Source organism: Mycobacterium sp. (genome assembly GCF_044223235.1).
In the GTDB taxonomy this organism is placed as follows: Bacteria; Actinomycetota; Actinomycetes; order Mycobacteriales; family Mycobacteriaceae; genus Mycobacterium.
The window spans coordinates 35,105-55,617 of the sequence record NZ_JBGAME010000021.1 but is presented as its reverse complement, the minus strand read 5'-3'; the positions used below and the strand labels follow the sequence as shown (position 1 = coordinate 55,617).

Annotated in this window: 18 protein-coding genes and 1 pseudogene; 11 read left to right on the top strand and 8 right to left on the bottom strand. The window is 66.4% G+C overall.

What is annotated here, in order from left to right; all coding sequences use genetic code 11:
- The first annotated feature begins 78 nt into the window (after positions 1-78).
- From ADBZ6K_RS20695 to dnaB, 8 genes are all read left to right on the top strand, one after another.
- Positions 79-501 carry a DUF5318 family protein gene (locus tag ADBZ6K_RS20695; protein ID WP_526350157.1) on the top strand — a complete coding sequence of 141 codons (423 nt, stop codon included), beginning with the start codon at positions 79-81 and terminating at the stop codon, positions 499-501.
- Complete coding sequence (locus ADBZ6K_RS20690; protein WP_526350155.1) at positions 494-3,010, top strand: transglycosylase domain-containing protein; 2,517 nt, start codon at positions 494-496, stop codon at positions 3,008-3,010. The genes ADBZ6K_RS20695 and ADBZ6K_RS20690 overlap by 8 nt, the downstream gene beginning before the upstream one ends.
- Positions 3,011-3,096: 86 nt before the next feature.
- Positions 3,097-4,713: a glycosyltransferase family 87 protein gene (locus ADBZ6K_RS20685; protein WP_526350215.1), complete on the top strand. Its 1,617-nt coding sequence runs from the start codon at positions 3,097-3,099 to the stop codon at positions 4,711-4,713.
- A 136-nt stretch (positions 4,714-4,849) separates the two neighbouring features.
- Positions 4,850-5,140 (top strand): 30S ribosomal protein S6, encoded by a 291-nt coding sequence (gene rpsF, locus ADBZ6K_RS20680; RefSeq protein ID WP_003931678.1) that lies wholly within the window; start codon positions 4,850-4,852, stop codon positions 5,138-5,140.
- A 126-nt stretch (positions 5,141-5,266) separates the two neighbouring features.
- Positions 5,267-5,764, top strand: coding sequence for a single-stranded DNA-binding protein (locus ADBZ6K_RS20675; RefSeq protein ID WP_526350152.1), 498 nt, complete (start codon positions 5,267-5,269; stop codon positions 5,762-5,764).
- 35 nt (positions 5,765-5,799) lie between these two features.
- Complete coding sequence (rpsR, locus tag ADBZ6K_RS20670) at positions 5,800-6,054, top strand: 30S ribosomal protein S18 (protein ID WP_526350150.1); 255 nt, start codon at positions 5,800-5,802, stop codon at positions 6,052-6,054.
- 23 nt (positions 6,055-6,077) lie between these two features.
- Positions 6,078-6,536 (top strand): 50S ribosomal protein L9, encoded by a 459-nt coding sequence (rplI, locus tag ADBZ6K_RS20665; protein WP_526350148.1) that lies wholly within the window; start codon positions 6,078-6,080, stop codon positions 6,534-6,536.
- A gap of 666 nt (positions 6,537-7,202) precedes the next feature.
- A complete protein-coding gene (gene dnaB / locus ADBZ6K_RS20660) occupies positions 7,203-9,014 on the top strand; it encodes a replicative DNA helicase (RefSeq protein ID WP_526350146.1) in 1,812 nt (603 codons plus the stop codon).
- A gap of 281 nt (positions 9,015-9,295) precedes the next feature.
- Here the strand turns inward: dnaB and ADBZ6K_RS20655 are convergent, their stop codons facing one another.
- The 6 genes from ADBZ6K_RS20655 to ADBZ6K_RS20630 all read right to left on the bottom strand — a co-directional run bounded on the left by ADBZ6K_RS20655 (position 9,296) and on the right by ADBZ6K_RS20630 (position 14,247).
- Positions 9,296-10,273: an ornithine cyclodeaminase family protein gene (locus tag ADBZ6K_RS20655; RefSeq protein ID WP_526350144.1), complete on the bottom strand. Its 978-nt coding sequence runs from the start codon at positions 10,271-10,273 to the stop codon at positions 9,296-9,298.
- A gap of 5 nt (positions 10,274-10,278) precedes the next feature.
- Entirely contained in the window at positions 10,279-11,196 is a 918-nt protein-coding gene (locus tag ADBZ6K_RS20650) for an ABC transporter substrate-binding protein (RefSeq protein WP_526350142.1), read from the bottom strand.
- Positions 11,197-11,227: 31 nt separating this feature from the next.
- A complete protein-coding gene (locus tag ADBZ6K_RS20645) occupies positions 11,228-12,706 on the bottom strand; it encodes an MFS transporter (protein ID WP_526350140.1) in 1,479 nt (492 codons plus the stop codon).
- A 204-nt stretch (positions 12,707-12,910) separates the two neighbouring features.
- Complete coding sequence (locus ADBZ6K_RS20640) at positions 12,911-13,624, bottom strand: GntR family transcriptional regulator (RefSeq protein ID WP_526350138.1); 714 nt, start codon at positions 13,622-13,624, stop codon at positions 12,911-12,913.
- Between the two features lie 17 nt (positions 13,625-13,641).
- Entirely contained in the window at positions 13,642-13,881 is a 240-nt protein-coding gene (locus ADBZ6K_RS20635) for a group II intron maturase-specific domain-containing protein (RefSeq protein ID WP_526350136.1), read from the bottom strand.
- A 36-nt stretch (positions 13,882-13,917) separates the two neighbouring features.
- Entirely contained in the window at positions 13,918-14,247 is a 330-nt protein-coding gene (locus ADBZ6K_RS20630) for a hypothetical protein (RefSeq protein ID WP_526350134.1), read from the bottom strand.
- 194 nt (positions 14,248-14,441) lie between these two features.
- Here ADBZ6K_RS20630 and ADBZ6K_RS20625 point away from each other — a divergent pair.
- Positions 14,442-14,792: pseudogene (locus ADBZ6K_RS20625) on the top strand (IS256 family transposase); the annotation flags it as partial.
- An 80-nt stretch (positions 14,793-14,872) separates the two neighbouring features.
- Positions 14,873-15,439, top strand: a complete 567-nt coding sequence (locus tag ADBZ6K_RS20620; protein ID WP_526350132.1) for a dihydrofolate reductase family protein — start codon at positions 14,873-14,875, stop codon at positions 15,437-15,439.
- A gap of 263 nt (positions 15,440-15,702) precedes the next feature.
- On the opposite strand, the gene ADBZ6K_RS20615 is transcribed toward ADBZ6K_RS20620, so the two are convergent.
- Complete coding sequence (locus tag ADBZ6K_RS20615; RefSeq protein WP_526350130.1) at positions 15,703-15,969, bottom strand: winged helix-turn-helix transcriptional regulator; 267 nt, start codon at positions 15,967-15,969, stop codon at positions 15,703-15,705.
- A gap of 511 nt (positions 15,970-16,480) precedes the next feature.
- On the opposite strand from ADBZ6K_RS20615, the gene ADBZ6K_RS20610 reads away from it, so the two are divergent.
- Positions 16,481-17,566, top strand: coding sequence for a class I SAM-dependent methyltransferase (locus ADBZ6K_RS20610; protein ID WP_526350128.1), 1,086 nt, complete (start codon positions 16,481-16,483; stop codon positions 17,564-17,566).
- A 44-nt stretch (positions 17,567-17,610) separates the two neighbouring features.
- Here ADBZ6K_RS20610 and ADBZ6K_RS20605 read toward each other — a convergent pair whose 3' ends face one another.
- The gene (locus ADBZ6K_RS20605; RefSeq protein WP_526350126.1) at positions 17,611-20,457 is read right to left on the bottom strand and encodes an AfsR/SARP family transcriptional regulator; all 2,847 of its coding nucleotides are present in this window, start codon (positions 20,455-20,457) and stop codon (positions 17,611-17,613) included.
- Positions 20,458-20,513: the final 56 nt, after the last annotated feature.

The window sequence follows — 20,513 nt, the reverse complement described above, 5'->3', positions numbered from 1 at the left end:
AGACCAGACGTGTCGGTACCGTAACTGTGCGACCCAGTCGGGCACCTTCGGTCGCGCGGCCGACGTACGCTTGTCATCGTGCGATTGCAGCGACAGGTGGTGGACTATGCGCTTCGGCGTCGGTCCCTGCTGGCCGAGGTGTACTCGGGACGCACCGGCGTCTCGGAAGTCTGCGACGCGAACCCGTACCTGCTCAGGGCGGCGAAGTTCCACGGGAAACCGAGTTCGGTGATGTGCCCGATCTGCCGTAAGGAACAGCTGACGTTGGTGTCGTGGGTGTTCGGCGAACATCTGGGCGCGGTGTCGGGATCCGCGCGGACGGCAGAGGAGCTTGTTTTGTTGGCGACGCGCTTCGACGAGTTCGCGGTGCACGTGGTGGAGGTATGCCGGACCTGCAGTTGGAATCACCTGGTGAAGTCGTATGTGCTCGGTGCGGCGCGGCCGCCGAAGGGTACCCGCACGCGGGGCGCGCGCAATGGCGCGCGCACGGCCAGTGAATAGCGAGGGGCGCCACAACCGGTCAGCCAGTGAAGCCCGTAAGGGATCTGCGCCTGACCGCGCCGGTGCGCGCCCACGGAACGGCCCGCCCGACGAAGTGGACGCCGCCGCCCGGCGGTTGTCCGGCGACGGCCCCCGGCACAGTCGCGCCGCCGTGCCGCCCGACAATCGGCGCACGTCGGTTATGCCGGTGACGCCCCCGTTCCGTGGCGAGGTCGAGCCGCATCTGCGGGATCCGATCGACGCGGTCAAGGCCGCACTCGACGGCACCCCGCCGCCCAAGCCGCCGCCCGGTAACTCACCGGGCGGCGGCGACGGACCGTCGGGACCCCGGCCGCCCTGGTCGAAGCAGATCAACTGGAGATGGGTGCGCCGCGGACTGCTGGTGACCGCCATCGTGATGCTCGTGCTGCCGATGGTGACGTTCGCGATGGCGTACCTGATCGTCGACGTGCCCAAGCCGGGTGACATCCGCACCAATCAGGTGTCGACGATTCTGGCCAGTGACGGCAGCGAACTCGCCAAGATCGTGCCGCCGGAAGGCAACCGGGTCGACGTCAACATCGACCAGATCCCGGTGCATGTCCGCGACGCCGTGATGGCCGCCGAAGACCGGGACTTCTATTCCAATCCCGGCTTCTCGTTCAGCGGGTTCGTCCGGGCATTCAAGAACAATTTGTTCGGCGGGGACCTGCAGGGCGGTTCGACGATCACCCAGCAGTACGTCAAGAACGCGCTGGTGGGTTCGGACCGCACGGGGCTGGGCGGTCTGACCCGCAAGGCCAAGGAGCTGGTCATCTCGACGAAGATGTCCCGCGAATGGTCCAAGGATCAGGTGCTCGAGTCCTATCTGAACATCATCTATTTCGGCCGTGGTGCCTATGGCATCTCCGCGGCGTCGCAGGCCTACTTCGACAAGCCGGTCGAACAGCTGAACGTCGCCGAGGGAGCGCTGCTGGCTGCGCTGATCCAGCGGCCGTCCACGCTGGACCCGGCCGTCGATCCGCAGGGTGCAGCGGCGCGCTGGAACTGGGTGCTCGACGGCATGGTCGAGATCGGCGCGCTGTCGCCCGAAGACCGCGCTCAGCAGGTGTTCCCGCCGACCATCCCGCCCGACCAGGCGCTGAACCGTAACCAGACCACGGGACCCAACGGGCTGATCGAGCGGCAGGTCACCAAGGAGTTGATGGACCTGTTCAACATCAGCGAGCAGACGCTGAACACCGAGGGCCTGCAGATCACCACCACCATCGACCCGACGGCGCAGCAGGCCGCCGAGGAGGCCGTGTCGGACTATATGGACGGCCAGAACCCTGATATGCGCACCGCGGTGGTGTCGATCGATCCGCACACCGGCGGGGTGAAGGCCTACTACGGCGGCTCGGACGCCAACGGCTTCGACTTCGCCCAGGCGGGTCTGCCCACGGGATCGTCGTTCAAGGTGTTCGCACTGGTCGCGGCCCTCGAACAGGGCATCGGTCTGGGGTATCAGGTGGACAGTTCCCCGCTGACCCTCAACGGGATCACGATCAACAACGTCGAGGGCGGCGGCTGCGGCACCTGCAACATCGCCGAGGCCCTGAAGAGGTCACTGAACACCAGCTACTACCGGTTGATGCTGAAGCTCGAGAACGGCCCCCAGGATGTGGCCGACGCCGCGCACAAGGCCGGCATCGCCGAGAGCTTTCCGGGCGTCGAGCACACCCTGTCCGAGGACGGCAAGGGCGGACCGCCCAACAACGGCGTCGTGCTGGGGCAGTACCAGAGCCGGGTGATCGACATGGCCTCGGCGTACGCGACGCTGGCCGACTCCGGCATTTACCACAAGCCGCACTTCGTGCAGAAGGTGGTCAACTCCGAGGGGCAGGTGCTCTTCGACGCCGCCCAGGAGGACACCAACGGCGAGCAGCGCATCGACAAGGACGTCGCCGACAACGTGATCTCCGCGATGCAACCCATCGCCGGCTGGTCCAACGGACACAACCTTGCCGGCGGACGGCCGTCGGCAGCCAAGACCGGAACCAACCAGCTCGGTGACACCGGCGCGAACCGCGACGCGTGGATGGTCGGCTTCACTCCGTCGCTGTCCACCGCGGTCTGGGTGGGCACCACCGACGGCACCCAGCCGCTGGAGAACAAGTGGGGTTCCCCGGTCTATGGTTCCGGGCTGCCGTCGGACATCTGGAAAGCCACGATGGACGGCGCCCTGGACGGCACCGACAACGAGTCGTTCCCGAAGCCCACGGAGATCGGCGGGTATGCGGGTGTGCCGCAGGCGCCGCCGCCGTCGACGACGGTCCCGCCGACCCCGTCACAGACAGTGATCCAGCCGACGTTGGAAGTGGCACCCGGTATCACCATTCCGCTGGGCCCGCCCACCACGGTGCCCGTCGGCCCGCCCCCGCCCCCGGGCACCCTCCCCGGTCTGCCGCAGTCGCCCGTCGGGGGTCCGCCCGAAGCCGTGCCACCGGCCGTGCCGCCCGAACAGTCGCCGCTGCCTCCGCCTCCGTGACGGGTAGCGATGCGGAAGGCGGCGCTCCCGGCATCGGCGACCAGGAGCGGCGGCCGGCGCCGGTCGGCACTGTATCGCCAGCTCCGCTGGCCGGGACTGTTTCGCCAGCTCCGCTGGCCGAAGATCGGCGGGGCGATTCCGATCGCGACCTGCCCAGCCGCAACGACACGATCGTGGCCGCGCTGTCGCAGACCATCGGCGGGCCGGTCGGCCGGCACGCGCTGATCGGACGCGCCCGCTTCTTCACCCCGCTGCGGGCGATGCTGCTGATCGCGGTGGTGTTCCTGGCGCTGGGCTATGCGACGAAGGCGGCCTGCCTGCAGACCGTCGGCACCGGCCCGGCCGATCAGCGCGTCGCCAACTGGCAGAACAACCGCGCCTACTACGAGCTGTGCTACTCCGACACTGTCCCGCTCTACACCGCTGAGCTGCTGAACCTCGGCAAGTTCCCGTACAAGTCGAGCTGGGTCGAGAAGGACAGCTCGGGGCAGCCCAGGATCCAGTACGACGGCGACATCGCGGTCCGCTACATGGAGTATCCGGTGCTGACCGGCCTGTATCAGTACGTGTCGATGACGCTGGCCAAGACCTATTCGGCGGTGACCAAGGTGATGGGGACGCCGTTCATCGCCGAGGTGGTGATGTTCTTCAATATCGCCGCGTTCGGGCTGGCGCTCGCGTGGCTGACGACGATCTGGGCGACGGCGATGGTGGCCGGCCGGCGGATCTGGGATGCCGCGCTGGTGGCGGCGTCGCCGCTGGTGATCTTTCAGGTCTTCACGAACTTCGATGCACTGGCGACGGCGTGCGCGGCGGGTGCGATCCTGGCCTGGGCGCGCCGCCGGCCGGTGCTGGCGGGGGCGCTCATCGGGCTGGGGGTGGCCGCCAAGCTGTATCCCCTGCTGTTGCTGGTGCCGTTGGTGCTGCTCGGGGTCCGCTGCGGGCGGTTGCGCGAAGTGGTCAAGAGCTGCGCCGCCACCGCGGCCACGTGGTTCGCGGTGAACCTGCCCATCTTGGCGCTCTTCCCGCGCGGGTGGTCGGAGTTCTTCCGGCTCAACGCCCGCCGCGGCGACGACATGGATTCGCTGTACAACGTGGTGAAGTCGTTCACCGGGTGGCGGGGTTTCGACACCGATCTGGGCTTCTGGGAGCCACCGACCGTGTTGAACACCGTCACCGCCGTGCTGTTCCTCTTGTGTTGTGCCGGAATCGGCTATATCGCGCTCACGGCTACACGCAGGCCGCGGGTCGCGCAGCTGGCGTTTCTGGTGGTTGCCGCCTTTCTGCTCACCAACAAGGTGTGGAGCCCGCAGTTCTCGCTGTGGCTGGTGCCACTGGCGGTGCTGGCCCTACCGCACCGGCGAATCCTGTTGGCGTGGATGACGATCGACGCGCTGGTCTGGGTGCCCAGGATGATGTACCTGTTCGGCGAGGCCAACAAGGGACTGCCGGAGCAGTGGTTCACCGCAACCGTGCTGCTGCGCGACGTCGCCGTCGTCGGCTTGTGCACCTTGGTGATTCGTCAGATCTATCGGCCCGAGCTGGATCTGGTGCGCGCCGGGGGCCGGGTCGACGACCCGGCGGGCGGGGTGTTCGACGGGGCGCCCGATGATCTGCCACGCTGGCTGTCCGCCCGGCTGAGGCCGCGGCAGCGCATCGATTCCGCGCCGCCCGTTGAGCCGAAGGTGATGCTCGACGCGTGACCGGGACACCGGTCACGGAAGGCGATTTCGCAGCTCACCGGACTTTCCTGTAGCCTGGGCCGGTTGCCGACGCAGGCGACCCTCCTGCCACGGAACGACCGTGGCCGCTATGACCGTAGGAGGTGATGAGGTTTCCATGCGTCCATACGAAATCATGGTCATTCTTGACCCCACTCTTGACGAGCGCACCGTCGCCCCGTCTTTGGAGACGTTCCTCAACGTGATCCGCAAGGACGGCGGCAGTGTCGACAAGGTCGACATCTGGGGCCGTCGGCGGCTGGCGTACGAGATCGCCAAGCACGCCGAAGGCATCTATGCCATCGTCGACGTCAAGGCCGAGCCGGCCACGGTGTCTGAGCTGGATCGCCAGCTCAACCTGAACGAGTCTGTCCTGCGCACCAAGGTCATGCGCACCGACAAGCACTGACAGGCACTGACAGGCACTGACAGGCACTGACAAGCACTGACAAGCACTGAAGCCCGAACATCGCCGCGTTGTCGTGCGGCCTGCGTAGGCTCGCGCGAAACACGCTGCTCGTCCCAGGAGGAACCCGTGGCTGGTGACACCACCATCACCGTTGTCGGAAATCTGACCGCTGATCCCGAACTGCGGTTCACCCCGTCGGGTGCCGCGGTCGCCAACTTCACCGTGGCTTCCACTCCGCGGATCTACGACCGTCAGAGCGGGGAGTGGAAGGACGGCGAGGCCCTGTTCCTCCGCTGCAATATCTGGCGCGAGGCCGCGGAGAACGTGGCCGAGAGCCTGACGCGGGGGTCGCGGGTCATCGTCACCGGGCGGCTCAAGCAGCGTTCGTTCGAAACCCGCGAGGGTGAGAAGCGCACCGTCGTCGAGGTCGAGGTGGACGAGATCGGCCCGTCGCTGCGCTACGCGACCGCGAAGGTGAACAAGGCCAGCCGCAGCGGCGGCGGTGGCGGTGGGTTCGGCGGCGGCGGAGGGTCGCGAGCTGGCTCGGAGCCCAAGGACGATCCGTGGGGCAGCGCCCCAGCGTCCGGATCGTTCTCCGGCGGCGACGACGAACCGCCCTTCTGATCAACTTTGAGAATTGACGTGAGAAAGAGATAGACATGGCCAAGACCAACAAGCGGCGGCCGGCCCCGGAGAAGCCGGTCAAGACCCGTAAGTGCGTGTTCTGCTCCAAGAAGGGCCAGAACATCGACTACAAGGACACCGCGCTGCTGCGTACCTACATCAGCGAGCGCGGCAAGATCCGCGCCCGCCGCGTGACGGGTAACTGCGTGCAGCATCAGCGCGACATCGCGATCGCGGTCAAGAATGCCCGCGAGGTGGCGCTGCTGCCGTTCACCTCGTCGACGCGCTGAGACCGAAACGGAAAGTCTGAGAGATGAAACTGATTCTGACTGCCGAGGTTGACCACTTGGGTTCGCCCGGCGACGCCGTTGAGGTCAAGGACGGCTACGGGCGCAACTACCTGTTGCCGCGCGGGTTGGCGATCGTGGCCAGCCGCGGTGCCGAGCGGCAGGCCGAGGAGATCCGCCGGGCCCGCGAGGTCAAGACGGTGCGCGGTGTCGAGCACGCCGCCGAGCTGAAGACCGCCATCGAGGCGCTGGGTGCGGTGGCGCTGGCGGTGAATGCCGCCGGTGACACGGGCAAGCTGTTCGGCTCGGTCACCGCCGCCGACGTGGTGGCCGCGATCAAGAAGGCCGGTGGGCCCAATCTGGACAAGCGGACCGTGGAGCTGCCCAAGGCCCACATCAAGACGGTCGGTTCGCATCCGGTCACGGTGCGGTTGCACCCCGATGTGGTCGCGACGGTATCGCTGGACGTCGTCGCGGACAATTGAGCGAACTGAGCGAACTGAGCGAACTGAGCACAGCTCGATCGCTAAGCCCGGCCACTGCGGTCGGGCTGCGTCGCGCAGTCATGCGCGGGCAGCATCTCGCCGATCCGGTGTAGTAGGTGCTGGCCGACTCCAGTTGACGCGGCGGCGTCGCTGAGATCGTCGCCGGATCCCCGAGCTGACGTACAGACGGCCGGGTGGGGACCTTGATCGGTCCCCATCCGGCCGTTGCTATCTGCCCTGGCGAACTTTGCACGGCGATGTCCGCCCCGCAAAGCTAACCCGGTGTTAACCTGCCCGGTCACTCCCAGCAACACAACACGCCCGGATGCGCAACCTGGCCCGACACGCCGGAGAAATTCCTATCCACAGGTGTCCATGCAGGCTACGGTGCGTTTATCAGCGCTGATGCCAATAAAACTCGTGAGTATCCACAAGTTTTCCCCAGGCCCTCAACACCGGTGTCTTCGGCTATCCACACTCCATCCACAACTCGATGAACAGGTGCGTTTTACGGAGTCGCCAGCAACGTCTAGCGTGAGCCGTCGCAAGGCATTCCGACGGTGGCAGCGGGGCAGTCGTCGGCGGCATGACCTACAGTCACGATGAACGCGTATCGAATACACGTTCGATCGCTGGCCATACTGACTATATGGAGGTGGGGAGCGCGTGGCTGTTGTGGACGACCTCGGCCATCCGGGCAGGGACGCTCCACCGCCCGACGAGGATTTCGGCCGGCAGCCGCCGCAGGATGCGGCGGCCGAACAGGCCGTCCTAGGCGGAATGCTGCTGAGCAAGGACGCCATCGCCGACGTGCTCGAGCGGCTGCGGCCCGGCGACTTCTATCGCCCCGCGCACCAGAACGTGTATGACGCGATTCTGGATCTCTACGGCCGCGGTGAGCCCGCCGACGCCGTCACCGTCGCCGCCGAGCTCGACCGCCGCGGGCTGCTGCGGCGCATCGGCGGTGCGCCGTATCTGCACACGTTGATCTCCACGGTGCCCACCGCGGCCAACGCCGGGTACTACGCCAGCATCGTGGCCGAGAAGGCGCTGCTGCGCCGGCTGGTCGAGGCGGGTACCCGGGTGGTGCAGTACGGCTACGCGGGCGCCGAGGGCGCCGACGTGTCCGAGGTCGTCGATCGTGCGCAGGCCGAGATTTATGACGTCACCGAGCGGAGGGCGTCGGAGGATTTCGTTCCGCTGGAGGACCTGCTGCAGCCGACGATGGACGAGATCGACGCGATCGCGTCGCAGGGCGGCATAGCGCGTGGTGTGCCGACCGGATTCGTCGAACTCGACGAGGTGACCAACGGGCTGCATCCGGGGCAGATGATCATCATCGCCGCGCGGCCCGGTGTCGGTAAGGCGCTCGCGCTGGATACCCCGCTGCCGACCCCGGCGGGTTGGACGACGATGGGTGACGTCGCCGTGGGCGACCGGCTGCTCGGCGCCAACGGCGAGCCGACGAGGGTGGTGGCCGCCACCGAGGTGATGCTGGGGCGGCCGTGCTACGAGGTGGAGTTCTCCGACGGCACGGTGGTGGTGGCCGACGCGCTGCATCAGTGGCCGACGGGGTACGGCGTGCGAACGACGGCCGAACTGCGGTGCGGGCTGGACAGTATCGCCGCCGCCGGGTCGATGACGCGCTACAAGCGGGCGGGGGCGACGTTGATGGCGCCGGTGCTGCAGATCGACGCGGTGCGCCGGGTGCACAGCGTGCCGGTGCGGTGCGTGGAGGTCGACAACGACGCACACCTGTACCTGGCCGGGCGGGGGATGGTGCCGACGCACAATTCGACGCTGGGGCTGGACTTCATGCGGTCCTGCTCGATCAAGAACCGGCTGGCCAGCGTGATCTTCAGTTTGGAGATGAGTAAGTCCGAGATCGTGATGCGGCTGCTCAGTGCCGAGGCGAAGATCAAACTGGCCGATATGCGCTCGGGCCGGATGAGCGACGACGACTGGACGCGGCTGGCGCGGCGGATGAGTGAGATCAGCGAGGCGCCGCTGTATATCGACGATTCGCCGAACCTGACGATGATGGAGATTCGGGCTAAAGCGCGGCGGCTGTCGCAGAAGGCCGGGCTGCGGCTGATCGTGGTCGACTACATGCAGCTGATGACCTCGGGCAAGAAGTACGAGTCCAGACAGCAAGAGGTGTCGGACTTTTCGCGAAGCCTCAAGCTGATGGCCAAGGAGCTCGACGTTCCGGTGGTGGCGATCAGTCAGCTCAACCGCGGGCCCGAGCAGCGGACCGACAAGAAGCCGATGGTGTCGGATCTGCGTGAGTCGGGAAGCCTCGAGCAGGATGCCGACATGGTCATACTTCTGCATAGGCCAGACGCGTTCGAGCGCGACGACCCCCGTGCCGGGGAGGCTGACATGATCCTTGGTAAGCACCGGAACGGCCCGACGAAAACGATTACCGTTGCGCACCAGCTTCATTTGTCGCGATTCACGAATATGGCGAAGCAGTAGCCACGCTGCTGCTGCTGCTGCTTACAGGTTTTCAGATCTGATTTTCTCCAGAATCTGAATGTCTCATGAGACAGTCTCTTGCCGGTTGAGAGGCGGCGGCTGCGGCGGCTGGCGACTGCCCTCGCTCAGCGCAGGAGTGCAACGCCACCTGCACCTGTCTGTCGGAGTAGCTGTTCAGCGATAGCGAACAACAGCTGTCTCGTTTCTAGAGATGTGGGAGTGATCGCTTCTTGTCTCACGCGAGGCTGCGCCCAGGGGGTGCAATGGGCGGGGCCACGGGATCAGATGGTGAGGTCGAGGGTTGTTCCGACGCCGGTCTCCTCGGCGCGCGCGATGACGAGTTCCGCAGTAGCGAGGTCTTGCAACCCGACGCCGACCGATTCGAACAGGGTGATGTCGTCGGCCGAGGACCGGCCGGGCTGCGCGCCGACGATGATCCCGCCGAGTTCGGTGCGGACGTCGTCCGTCGTGATGGCGCCCTCGGCGATGGCGAGCAGGACGCCGCCGGACTTGGCCATCACGTTCGCGTGGCTGTCGACGACGACGTGGGCGCGGGACATCGCCTCTCCATCCACTTCGCGGTGGTCGGGACGGGGTGGGGCGCCGACGGCGTTGACGTGTTGGCCGGGTCGCAGCCAGGAGCCGAACACGACGGGCTCACGCGCGGGGGTCAGGGTGCACACGACGTCAGCGACGGACACCACGGCCTCGGCCGACGGCGCGGTCTCGACGGGAATGCCGAGGTCGTCGACGCCGTTGCGAAAGGCCACTATGGTCGTCGCACTTTTGGTCCAGACGACGATCGCCTCGACGCGCATGACGGCGGCGATCGCCCGCGCGTGTTCCATGGCGAGGTTGCCCGCACCCACCAGTCCTAGCACCGATGCTGACGGGCTGGCGAGGTGCTCGGTTGCCACGGCGCTGGTCGCCGCGGTGCGGATCGCTGTGATGGCGCGACCGTCGAGAAGGGCGACGCATTCACCGGTGCGTGCCGAAGTGACCATGATCGAAGACCGCTGCACGGCGAGCCCCCGATCCCGGTTGCCGGGTAGGTCGCACAGCATCTTGACCGCCACGTGCTCGCCGTCGGTCGCGATCATCGGTATCGCCGAGCCCTCCCTGGGCAGCCGCAGCGACCGTGGCGCCGGATTTTGGCAGGCGCCGCGCGCGAGCCCGGCGTGTGCCAGCTCGACGGCCTTGCGCACCTCTTCCCGGTCGAGCAGCCCGGTGATGTCCGAGTGGTTGAGGATCAGTACCACGACGATCAGACCGCGACCGCGGCGGAATCTGATTTCGCGACGATCGACGTGTTGACCACGTCGGCGAACGCGGGGACGGCTGCAACCATCCTCTCCTCGAACAGGATTCGCATCCACCGCTCGGTGGCGGCCTGATCGATCACCGGCGTGGCCCACACCTGCGAGTGCAGCATGCGCGTGCACGCGCTCTCCAGGACCTGCGAGGGCAGCATCGGCCAGTGTTCGGCGAGCAGTGGTCGAAGCTCGGCGATCGTCACCGACTTCATCAGCTGCATCGACTCGCCGAGCGCGGAGACGAAGCCGACGAGCCGGTCCGACAACTCCTCCAGCCGGTCGGTCCGGCAGTAGTACACGCTGTTGGGCCCGAGCCCGCCCGACACGACATAGTCGCTGGCGATGTAGCCGGTTCCCCTGTGCTGCAAGGCTTCCGCATTGGTGTGGTCGAGCACGACCGCGTCACCGAGGCCCGCCTCGAACAGCTCGACGAACATCGGCGTCGACAGATCGCGCAAGAAGATGATCGACCACGGGTCGACCCCGGCCTCCCGAATCAGGCCGGCGGTGAACGCATACGGCGCACTGCCACCGATGCCGGGGGCGAGCACCGTCTTGCCCACCAGCTCCGACCAAGAGAAGTCCGGTCGAGGCTCCCGGGTCACCAGTGCCTTGGGAAATTGATGATTGACCTGAGCGAACACCGACAGCTGCCGGGGCGTGCCCGCGTACAGCGCGGGTACCCACAGCCCTCCGAGTGCGACGTCGGCAGCCCCGCTGTCCAGGTCGTCGAGCACCCCGGTCCAGGGATCCTTCGCCGTGGCAGTGACCTTCAGCCCTCGGTGGGCGAACAGGCCAAGGTGGTCGGCGTAGTACTCCGGTAGGTAGTTCAGACCATGAGCAGTGGCGGAGATGTTAATTGTCAACATGTTTGGTGACTCCTTCGTGCGGTGGTGGGGATCAGGTCGCGGCGGCCAGGACGGTCTTCTCGGTGACAGCTTCGAGCGGCTTGCCGAACGTCTCGGGGCCGAAGCGGGCAGCCACGACGAGCAGGACGTACATCACGGCGATCATCACGAAGACGCCTGCGACGCCGGCACGGTCGAAGAAGAACAGGGCGGCGAACGGCATGACGGCGCCTGCGACGTTGCCGATCCCGTTGACCACCGAGGTGCCCATGGCGCGCACCGAGGTGGGGAACAGTTCCGGCGACCACACCGAGAGCATGGTGTTGAGCATCATCGTGAAGAACTGGAAGATCATGCCGAGGATCAGGATTAATGCCGTCGAGGTCGCGAACGAGGCGAAGCAGATGGCCGAGATGCAGCCCAGCACCGCGGCGACGGTCACCGTCAACCGCCGTGGCGCCTTGCCCGCCAGATACGACGCGGCACAGGCACCGAACAGCGCACCGATGTTCATGATCATGGTGAATGCCAACGAATCCGACAGTGAGTAGCCGCGGGAGACCAGCAGGATCGGCATCAGGAACAGCAGGGTGACCTGCGCGCCGAACGACATCCACGACGCGGCTCCGATCGCGGCGGTGCGCTTGAGGTTCTCGCCCTTGAACACGTTGGCGTAGCTGCTCTTGACGGGCACCGGGATGTCGGCTTCGGTGACGAACTGTTTCGTGATGCCGGGCTTGCGCAGTCCTTTGATGCTGCCGCTGGCCAGCCGCGTGAGGCTCTTGTTCGCATCCTCGATGCGGCCTTTCGACAGGAGGAAGCGAGGCGACTCGGGCAGGTACCGGCGGAAGAAGACGACCAGCAGGGCGGGCACGGCGAGGATGACGTACGTCCAGCGCCACGACATGTCGTTGCCGCCGAGGACACCGTTGAGCGGCCCGAGCACCAGCCAGAAGAACCCGAACGACGCGATGTTGCCGATGCCGCCGGAGGAGATGTTGAGGGTCGCCAGCAGCGTGCCGCGATGCCTGGTGGCGACGATCTCGGCGAGGATCGCCAAGCCGACGGTGAATTCGCCGCCGAGGCCGATGCCGACGATGAATCGGCTGGCCAGCAGCATCTCGTAGTTGACGGCGGCGGCGCTGATCAGTCCGCCGAGGGTGTAGACGAGCAGGTTGAGGCTCAGTGCCGCGCGGCGGCCCCAGCGGTCGGCGATATAGCCGCCGATGATCCGGCCTGCCAACCCGCCCAGCACCGTCGCGGTGTTGATCATAGTCAGCTCGCCATTGCCGATGCCGAAGGAGTCTTTGAGCAGCGGACCCATCGCACCAGTGGAGTTCTGCTCCAGGGAATCGAAGAACAATCCCGCCATCAGCAGCAGGATGAGGGCGGCCTGGACCCGGCCGAAGCCGATGCGGTCCAGAGCCGAGGTCAGCCCGGGTGACGCGGCATCCTCGGCGCTGGTGTGCGCGGTCGCACCGGTCGAAATGTCTTCGGGTGGAAGGGTTTTGGTCTTGCGGGTGAGGGACATGGCGTGCTCCGAGTGGGTGAGTCGACACCGGCGCTGGTCGCGGCGGTGAGCCGACCTCGAGTCGTCCCTGACTGAAATCGTGCCGAGTACTTTGTATACGAAATGTGTTAATCACCTGTTTCGTATCAGGAGCAATACGTTACAGACGCGGAAATTCCGGCTAGATCGTAATACAATCAGGCGAGGCATCGGGGCGCCGAGCCTCTACCCGTGCTCGAACTTGTCCGTGAAGTAGCGCTCGTCGCGACGCAGGTGCTCGTCCATCAGATAGCCCGCCTGCATGACCGATCCGTTCACGATCGCAATGGCCAGCACCCGGTGGTCGTTGGTCGATGCGTGTGGGTTGTGGCCCAGGCTCCATTGCACGCGACGATTGACACTGCCGAGCATCTCCTGCAGTTGGCGGTTGCCCGCCGCGCGGGCGACCAGTTCGTGGAACGACGGCCCGACGGCTCCGCGGTCCTGACCGCGGTCCTCGGCGATGGCCGTCAATTCGGCCGCGACCGATCCGCCCTTATTCTCGGCCGCGAGTTGCGCGGACAGGATCTCGAGCCCGCGGCGGATCTGGAGTAGTTCGTGACTGTCCTGTACGGGCGTCTCCGACACGGCCGCCCCGCGGTACCGCACGATCGTCACGAACCCTTCGGACTGCAGGCGGTTCAGCGCCTCGCGCACGGGCACCCGCGACACCCCGAACTGTTTGGCGATCGCCTCCTCGACCAGCCGTTCACCCCCGGTCAGCCGGCCCGCGAGGATCTCCTCACGTAGTGCGTGGGCGATCGAATCCCCGGTCGACTCCTTGCGTGCCCACGGCTGCCCCGCGAGATGCTCGGCCCGATCGGTTCCAGCGGCCATATCGCCTCGACGACGATCGGTACCCATGACGTCGAACGCTACCCCGGCCAGGCCGCCAGCCATCGACTCGACGTGAACCCTTACGACCTGAGTAATACCCCGGCCCGGAAATGCCCAGCCCATCCCCGCAACGTCGCGGTCAAGCGGCGCAGCAGGTCATCGATCGGCTGGCTGGTCGAGACCTGTTGTGAAAGCATGTTGACCTTCCGCATGGCGGCCTGAACGGCTGTCTTTGACGGAAAGGTGGAGACGTAGTTACGGCTGGTTCCCCGTTTGCGGTGACGCTGGATCTCGCTGATGGCGATCAGGCGGGTCGCCACCCGGTCCCGACCCTCGCGTGAGCTGGGGCGGCGGAGCTACGACTTGTCGTCGCGGGCGATCGGGGTATTCAACAGGCCCAGGATCTGATCGAGGCCCCCGGTTGTCTGGTCCAGCCGCGCCCGCATCTCGGCGAAGCCTCGGTCCATCGCTCGGCCTTGCTCTACGTGGATTTCCCGCAAGGCGTTGAGTGCGCGGGTGTGCGCCCGCAGTTCGGCCCGGACCTCAGAGACGTCCCGGTCGGCGCCTGCAGCCAGCTCCCGGGCCGCGCTGGCGTCTGTTTGGGCCGTACTGACCTGCTGCTCGACCTCCACCAGCCGGGCCTCCAGCGCGGCCACGCGGGCTTCGAGATCCGACGAGTCAGGCACAGTCAGGCAGCCTAGCTCAGGCCTAGAGGTTGTGGTGCATGGCCAGGACCGGCATCGCCGAACTGCGCGCCCTCGGTGAGGTACGTACCGAAATTGCGGACGGGCAGCGGGACGCCGTGGGTGTCCAGCCGGCACGTATAGACGTAGCGGTTCAGTGCCCGGCCGTGGACGGGCGGCTCACCGCTCCCTCCGGTGCGCTTCCGACGTCAGCGCATAGGGCGCGCTGGCGGCGATGAAGGAGATCTACAACGCCGAGGACGCCGACAAGGCGCGGGCGGCGATCTACCGCTACCCGGCGGAGGATGGGATCCATCGGCGCACGACAAATCCCATCGAATCTACTTTCGCGACAGTATGTTTGAGGAGCAAGGTCACCAAGGGGCCGGGCTCGCGATGGCGTTCAAACCGATCGAAGCCATGAGGCACGCTGGCGCGCCGTGAACGCGCCGCACCTGGTCGCCCTCGTTCGGGCGGGAGCCCTGTTCAAGAAGGGCAAACTCATTGAACGACCGGTCGATTCGTCCACCGCGAACGAGGCCGCCTGACGCTCGCCCATCCATGAGGATTGAGCAACATCTCGTGTGGCGTCGCGATGAGTTCTGCCCTCCGGGCCAGTCTGATCTGCATGGGCAGACTCATCTATGGCTTCAACGTGTCGGTGGACGGGTACATCGCCGACGCACAGGGCAACATCGACTGGACCGATCCGAGCGAAGAACTGCACCAGTACTGGAACGACTTCGAGCGGGAGACCGCCCTCTCGTTCTACGGCCGGCGGCTCTACGAGCTGATGTCCGCGTACTGGCCGACCGCCGACAAGGCACCGGATGCCACCCCGTTGATCGTTGACTTCGCCCGCATCTGGCGCGACATGCCCAAGGTCGTGTTCTCGCGCACCCTGGAGTCCGTCGACTGGAATTCCCGTCTGGAACGCGGCGACCCGGTCGAGGCGGTGACGAAGCTGAAAGCCGAAACCGACGGCAGGCTGGAGGTGGCCGGCGCGACGCTGGCCGCACCGATCGTGCTGGCCGGACTGGTGGACGAATACCGGATCGTGGTCGCGCCCACCGCCGTGGGCGGCGGCACCCCGTTCTTCCCGACCCTGCCGTCATGGATCTCGCTGCGACTGTTGGAGAACCGCACCTTCCCGGGTGGCACGGTCCTGCTGCGCTACGAGGCGAAGCACGACTGATCGGACATACACAGCCAGGCGAGCAGCGGATGCACTACGCGACACACGACTGGAGCGGCGCGAACCCGGCATCCGGAACCGTTGCGCAACTATGCCCGCCAAGCGCAGACCAGGCATACCATGTCGATCGACCGATCGCCTTCTTCGAGCGCGAGGTGAGCTGCTCCCAGCCGAATATGTATGTGGCGCTGGTTTTTCCCGCGCCATTCTTTGGCCGACAACCACGTGCCGCGATCGTCGTGCACCGCAGTAGCGACTGCCAATCAGGTCCAGCGGATCCTGTCGCCGCAGTCCCAGGCCCGGCCGGCTTCGTCGATACGGGCGATGTTGTCCTCAGCCCAATTCCGCAGCGCCGCAATCGGCTCCCGCAGGGACACGCCCAGCTCGCTGAGGCGGTAGTGCACCCGCGGTGGTGATGTTGCTTCTACTCGGCGGTCAACGAGAGCATCGCGCTCAAGGCTGCGCAGCGTCTGCGCGAGCATCTTCTGCGACACACCTGGCATGCGGCGCTTGAGCTCTGCAAATCGCACCTCGGCAGGATGCTCATCGCCCAGAACACCCCGACCGCATCCGGCGGCTGGTTCTGATGGAGGGCACAATCGGCCGACTCTCGGGTGCTGAGGCCTTCTTCTGCGGGGGACCGCCTTGGTGGTTCGGATTCCATGCTGCTGCGGATTTGCCTGAGACCGTCCTCGATGGACATGAAGCCGACTACCTCGACTACTTCCTGAACCAAGGAGTGACGGGCCCGAACGGAATGGACCCGGACATCCGCCGCGCCTTCGTTGCCGCGTATTCGGGGAAGGAGGCACTTCGATGTGCTTTCGAGCACTATCGCGCCATGCCGATCAACGCCGCACAAATCGAAGCGGCAACCGACTCAGCCAGACGGACGCACTTGAAATTGGATGCGAACGTGAGACGGAGACGGTTGGCCACCGCATCGCGGTAGAGCGCCCGCGCTGGGCTGCAATCGTGCTGCAGTGTCGCTGCAATGTCGGGGTCTGATGCTGATTGCGTCCCGAGGTACAGGAGAACACCATGACGACGACACCCGACCTGGCCGCGCCCGTGCTCACCACCGAGCAGTTCGCCGGCAAGATCTTCGACGCGGTGCTGGGCGCCGCACAAGTGCAAGCGTTGTATCTCGGCGATCGGCTCGGCTGGTATGCGATGCTGGCCGACGAAGGGCCGCTGACGGCGGCTGAGTTGGCGCACCGCACCGAAACGGTCGAGCGTTACGCCCTGGAATGGCTTGAGCACCAAGCTGTTTCCGGAATTGTCGTAGCCGACCTGAACCACGAGCCCGTACGGTTCAGACTGCCTGCCGAATACGCCGAGGTTCTGGTGGACGGCGACAGCACCAACTACATGGCGCCGGTCGCCCGGTTCTTTACCGCGACCGGGCTCCGGATACACGAACTGGTCGAGGCGTACCGCAGCGGTGGCGGCGTGTCCTGGGAGCAATTCGGAGACGACGCGCGCCAGGCCCAGGCCGCCTTGAACCGTCCTCTGTTCCTGCACCAGCTCACCTCGCAACTCCTGCCGCAGATTCCCGACCTGCATCGAGTGCTGCAGTCCGACGCCCGGGTCGCCGACGTCGGCTGCGGAGAAGGGTGGTCGGCGATTGGCCTGGCGCTTGGTTATCCGACCTGCGAGATCCACGGTTACGACATCGACGAGCCGTCGATCCGGGCTGCGATCCGCAACGCGGCAGGCCACGGTGTGGCCGACCGGGTTTCGTTCACTGTCGCCGATGCCGCCGCCGGCCTTCCCACCGCTCACTACGATGCCGTCTTCGCCTTCGAATGTGTCCACGACCTCCCCGATCCAGTCGGGGTGTTATCCACCATGCGGCGGATCGCCAAGCCGGGCGCACCGGTGGTGGTGATGGACGAACGCACCGGCGACGCGTTCAACCCCGACGCCGGTCCGGTCGAGCAACTGCTGTACGGCTACTCGATCGTGTGCTGCCTGCCCGACTGCATGTCTCATCAGGGCAGCGTTGGAACCGGGACGGTCATGCGGGCCTCGACCCTCGACGGCTACGCCCGCTCAGCCGGATTCCACGGGGCTACACCGCTGGACGTGGACCACGACTTCTTCCGGTTCTACCGGTTGCAGTGAGCCCGCAACAGCGCAGCTTTCAGTGCGAATCGGACCGGCTTGCGTCACGGTTCTACCGATTCCGAATCGCGGAGCATCTCACGAATCACGTTGACGGCCGCGCGGGCCGCCGCGGCCAGGTCACGAGCGCCGCCGATAGCACGTTGATATTCGAAGTCGACGACGCCCAGCTCGGTCCGAAGGGTTTCCTCCGCCGCCGATAGCCGGTCGAGTTCGCTGCCATAGGTGGGGGTCTGCTCCGGCCGGGTCACTGCGCCGAGGGCCTGAGCCGCCGCGGCATATTCTGCGATCTCGGTCAAGGTCGGCGTGAGATTGCGCATCGTCGTGAGCAGGTGCGACCACGACCCGGCATCAAGCCAACGCTCGATGACGTCGACGTACAGCGGCAGCGCCTCGCGCGCGGGGGCTGTCCTCGACTGCAGCGTGATCGCCGACACGCGCGCAACCCCGCCGACGTAGGTACTGCCGGCCGCGTCGGCGAGCTCGATGGCCCTGTTGAACGCGGCCAATGCGGTCGCCGGGTCGTCGTCGAGCAGTGTCTCACCATGCAGGTAGGCCAGCCAGCTCTGCTGAGTCGAGCTCAGCGCTGCCCCCGCGAAGCGCCGGTCGACCTCGTCGAGACATCGGCGTGCCGCATCCCGATCACCCCCGTACGCCAATGCCATGACCACGTCACAATGGCCGACCACTTCGTAGTACGTCGCGCCCGCGCGGCGGGCCACGGTCACTAGTTCGGAGGACCACCTGCGCGCCTCCTCCAGATCGCCTTGGAACAAAGCTGAATCTTCGAGTGCTTCCAGAGCGCGGCAACGGGTTTGGTCGTCTGCGGCGTCGGCGAGGGCGCTGTGCGCCCGCTGCCGTGCGGAGTCGAGTTGCTCGGCGATGACATGCCGGTAGGCGATCGAGGAGTCAACCGCCGCGCGCTGGTCGGGCCGATCCTGAACCAGCGGCGCGAGCTTGGCCACCCAGCCCAACAGTTCGGTGTGCAGCCGCGACACGCCAAAGAAGTGCAGCGACATCGACATCTGTACCGCCTTGTCGATATCGATGCGGCGCGCCCGAGCGTGGGCGAGGCGAAGCTCGTCGATGAGCTCGAGGACACGTTGATGGCCGGCAGGCTCATCGGGTGTTTGCAGCTGCGCCGCGGCCTCCGCCGCTGCCGCCGAGAAGTACTCCAGGTGCCTGCGTTCGGTGGCCTCAGAGGGTGGGCCGACAGTCGATCGCACGGTCTGCAGCATTCGATAATACGTTCTGCGGGAACGTATCTCAATGCTGAGCAATGAGCGTCGAGCCAGTTCGTCGATCACTTCGGGCGCCACGTGAAGCACCGCCTGGGCGTCGCTTCGGCGGACGGCACCTGCGAAGACCGTCCATTGCCCCAGCGCATCCTTGACCCTGTCCGGCAGCAGCCGCTCGGACCATTCAATCGCCGCCCGCAGTGTCCGGTGTCGCGGTTCGCCACCCCGGCGAGCCAAGCCCCCTAGCGCCGTCCCCACCGACGTTTCGATCTGCTCTGCCAGATCTGCGATGCTCAAGGTGGCGACCTGTGCGGCGGCCAGCTCGATGGCCAACGGCAGCCCGTCGAGCCGCCGAACGATCGTCGTCACCTCGGCCTCATCAGCGGCGGACACCGCCCCCGGCCGGACCGCGTCTGACCGCCGCCGGAAAAATCGCTGCCCCGCCGAATCGGACGTTGAGCAGTCCAACGGGGTCAGCGGCCAGGCGTGTTCGCCGGGCATTCCGAGCAGCTCCCGACTGGTCGCGATCACGCGCAGAGCGGAGGGCTCGCCCGGAAGCATCGCCCCCAGCACGTCGCACACGGCGTCCAGCACATGCTCGCAATTATCAAGGAGGACAACAATATCCAGGAAGCGCGCGTGCCGTAACGTGGTCAGCGCCGAGCCGCCTTCGCTGGTCAGTCCTAATGCGGTCACCAGCGCGTCCGGTACCGCTGAGGCATCGGTGACGGCTGCCAGCTCGACTATCCGGAAGCCCCCGCTATGGGCAGGCGCGCGACGCCGGATGACTTCGCGCGCGAGGGTGGTCTTGCCCACGCCGCCTGGCCCGATGATCGTGACGAGGGGCCGGTGATCGACGATTTCCGCCAACGCGGCCAGGTCCCGGTTGCGGCCCAGCAGCTCGTCGCCCCGCGGTGCGACAGCCGGCCCGGCCGGCGCCGGGGCGGGCGTGTCGAAGGCGTCGCGTTGGGCCCGACGCAACCGTTCGGACGGTTCGAGCCCCACGGCGGCCAGTTCGTCGTAGGCCCGACGGTAGGTCTGCAGCGCATCGGCACTGCGCCCGGCGGCGCTCAACGCCCGGATCATGACTTCCCAGGCGCACTCGTCGAGTGGAATCTCGGCCAGCAGCGCCTCGGCTTCCGCGATGGCGGCGGAGAATTGGCCGGATCTCAACAATGCGTTTGCGAACTGCTCGCGTGCACCGATCCTGAGTTGCTCCAACGCTCGAGCCTGCGGGCGAACGGCGTCCAGGTCCGCCAGCTCCCCGAAAGCCGGGCCGTGCCATAGTTCCATCGCGGACCGTAAGATGTCGGCCGCCGCGGGGTATGCAATCATCTTGGCCGCGGCCACACTTCGCTCGAAGTCGGCCGAGTCGAGACGAATTTCTTTGGTGCACAGGCAGAATCCACCACGGCCGGCGACAATGCAATGGCCCACAACGGAGCGGAGCCGGGACACGTAGCTACGCAGCGTGCGCTCCGCGCTCGGCGGCGGGTCGTGCCCCCACAGCGCGTCGATGAGGGTGTCAGCACGGACATACTCGTCCGCGTGGGCCGCAAGCACCGCGAGGACAGTGCGTTGGCTGGGGCTGGTCAGCGCCAGATCGTTGCCGTCGGCGTACGCCCCGAGCGATCCGAGGACACGGATGTCCATGACCCACGATAGGCACACCGCGCCGAATCCGGTCGATCGGCACACTCGCCATCGCC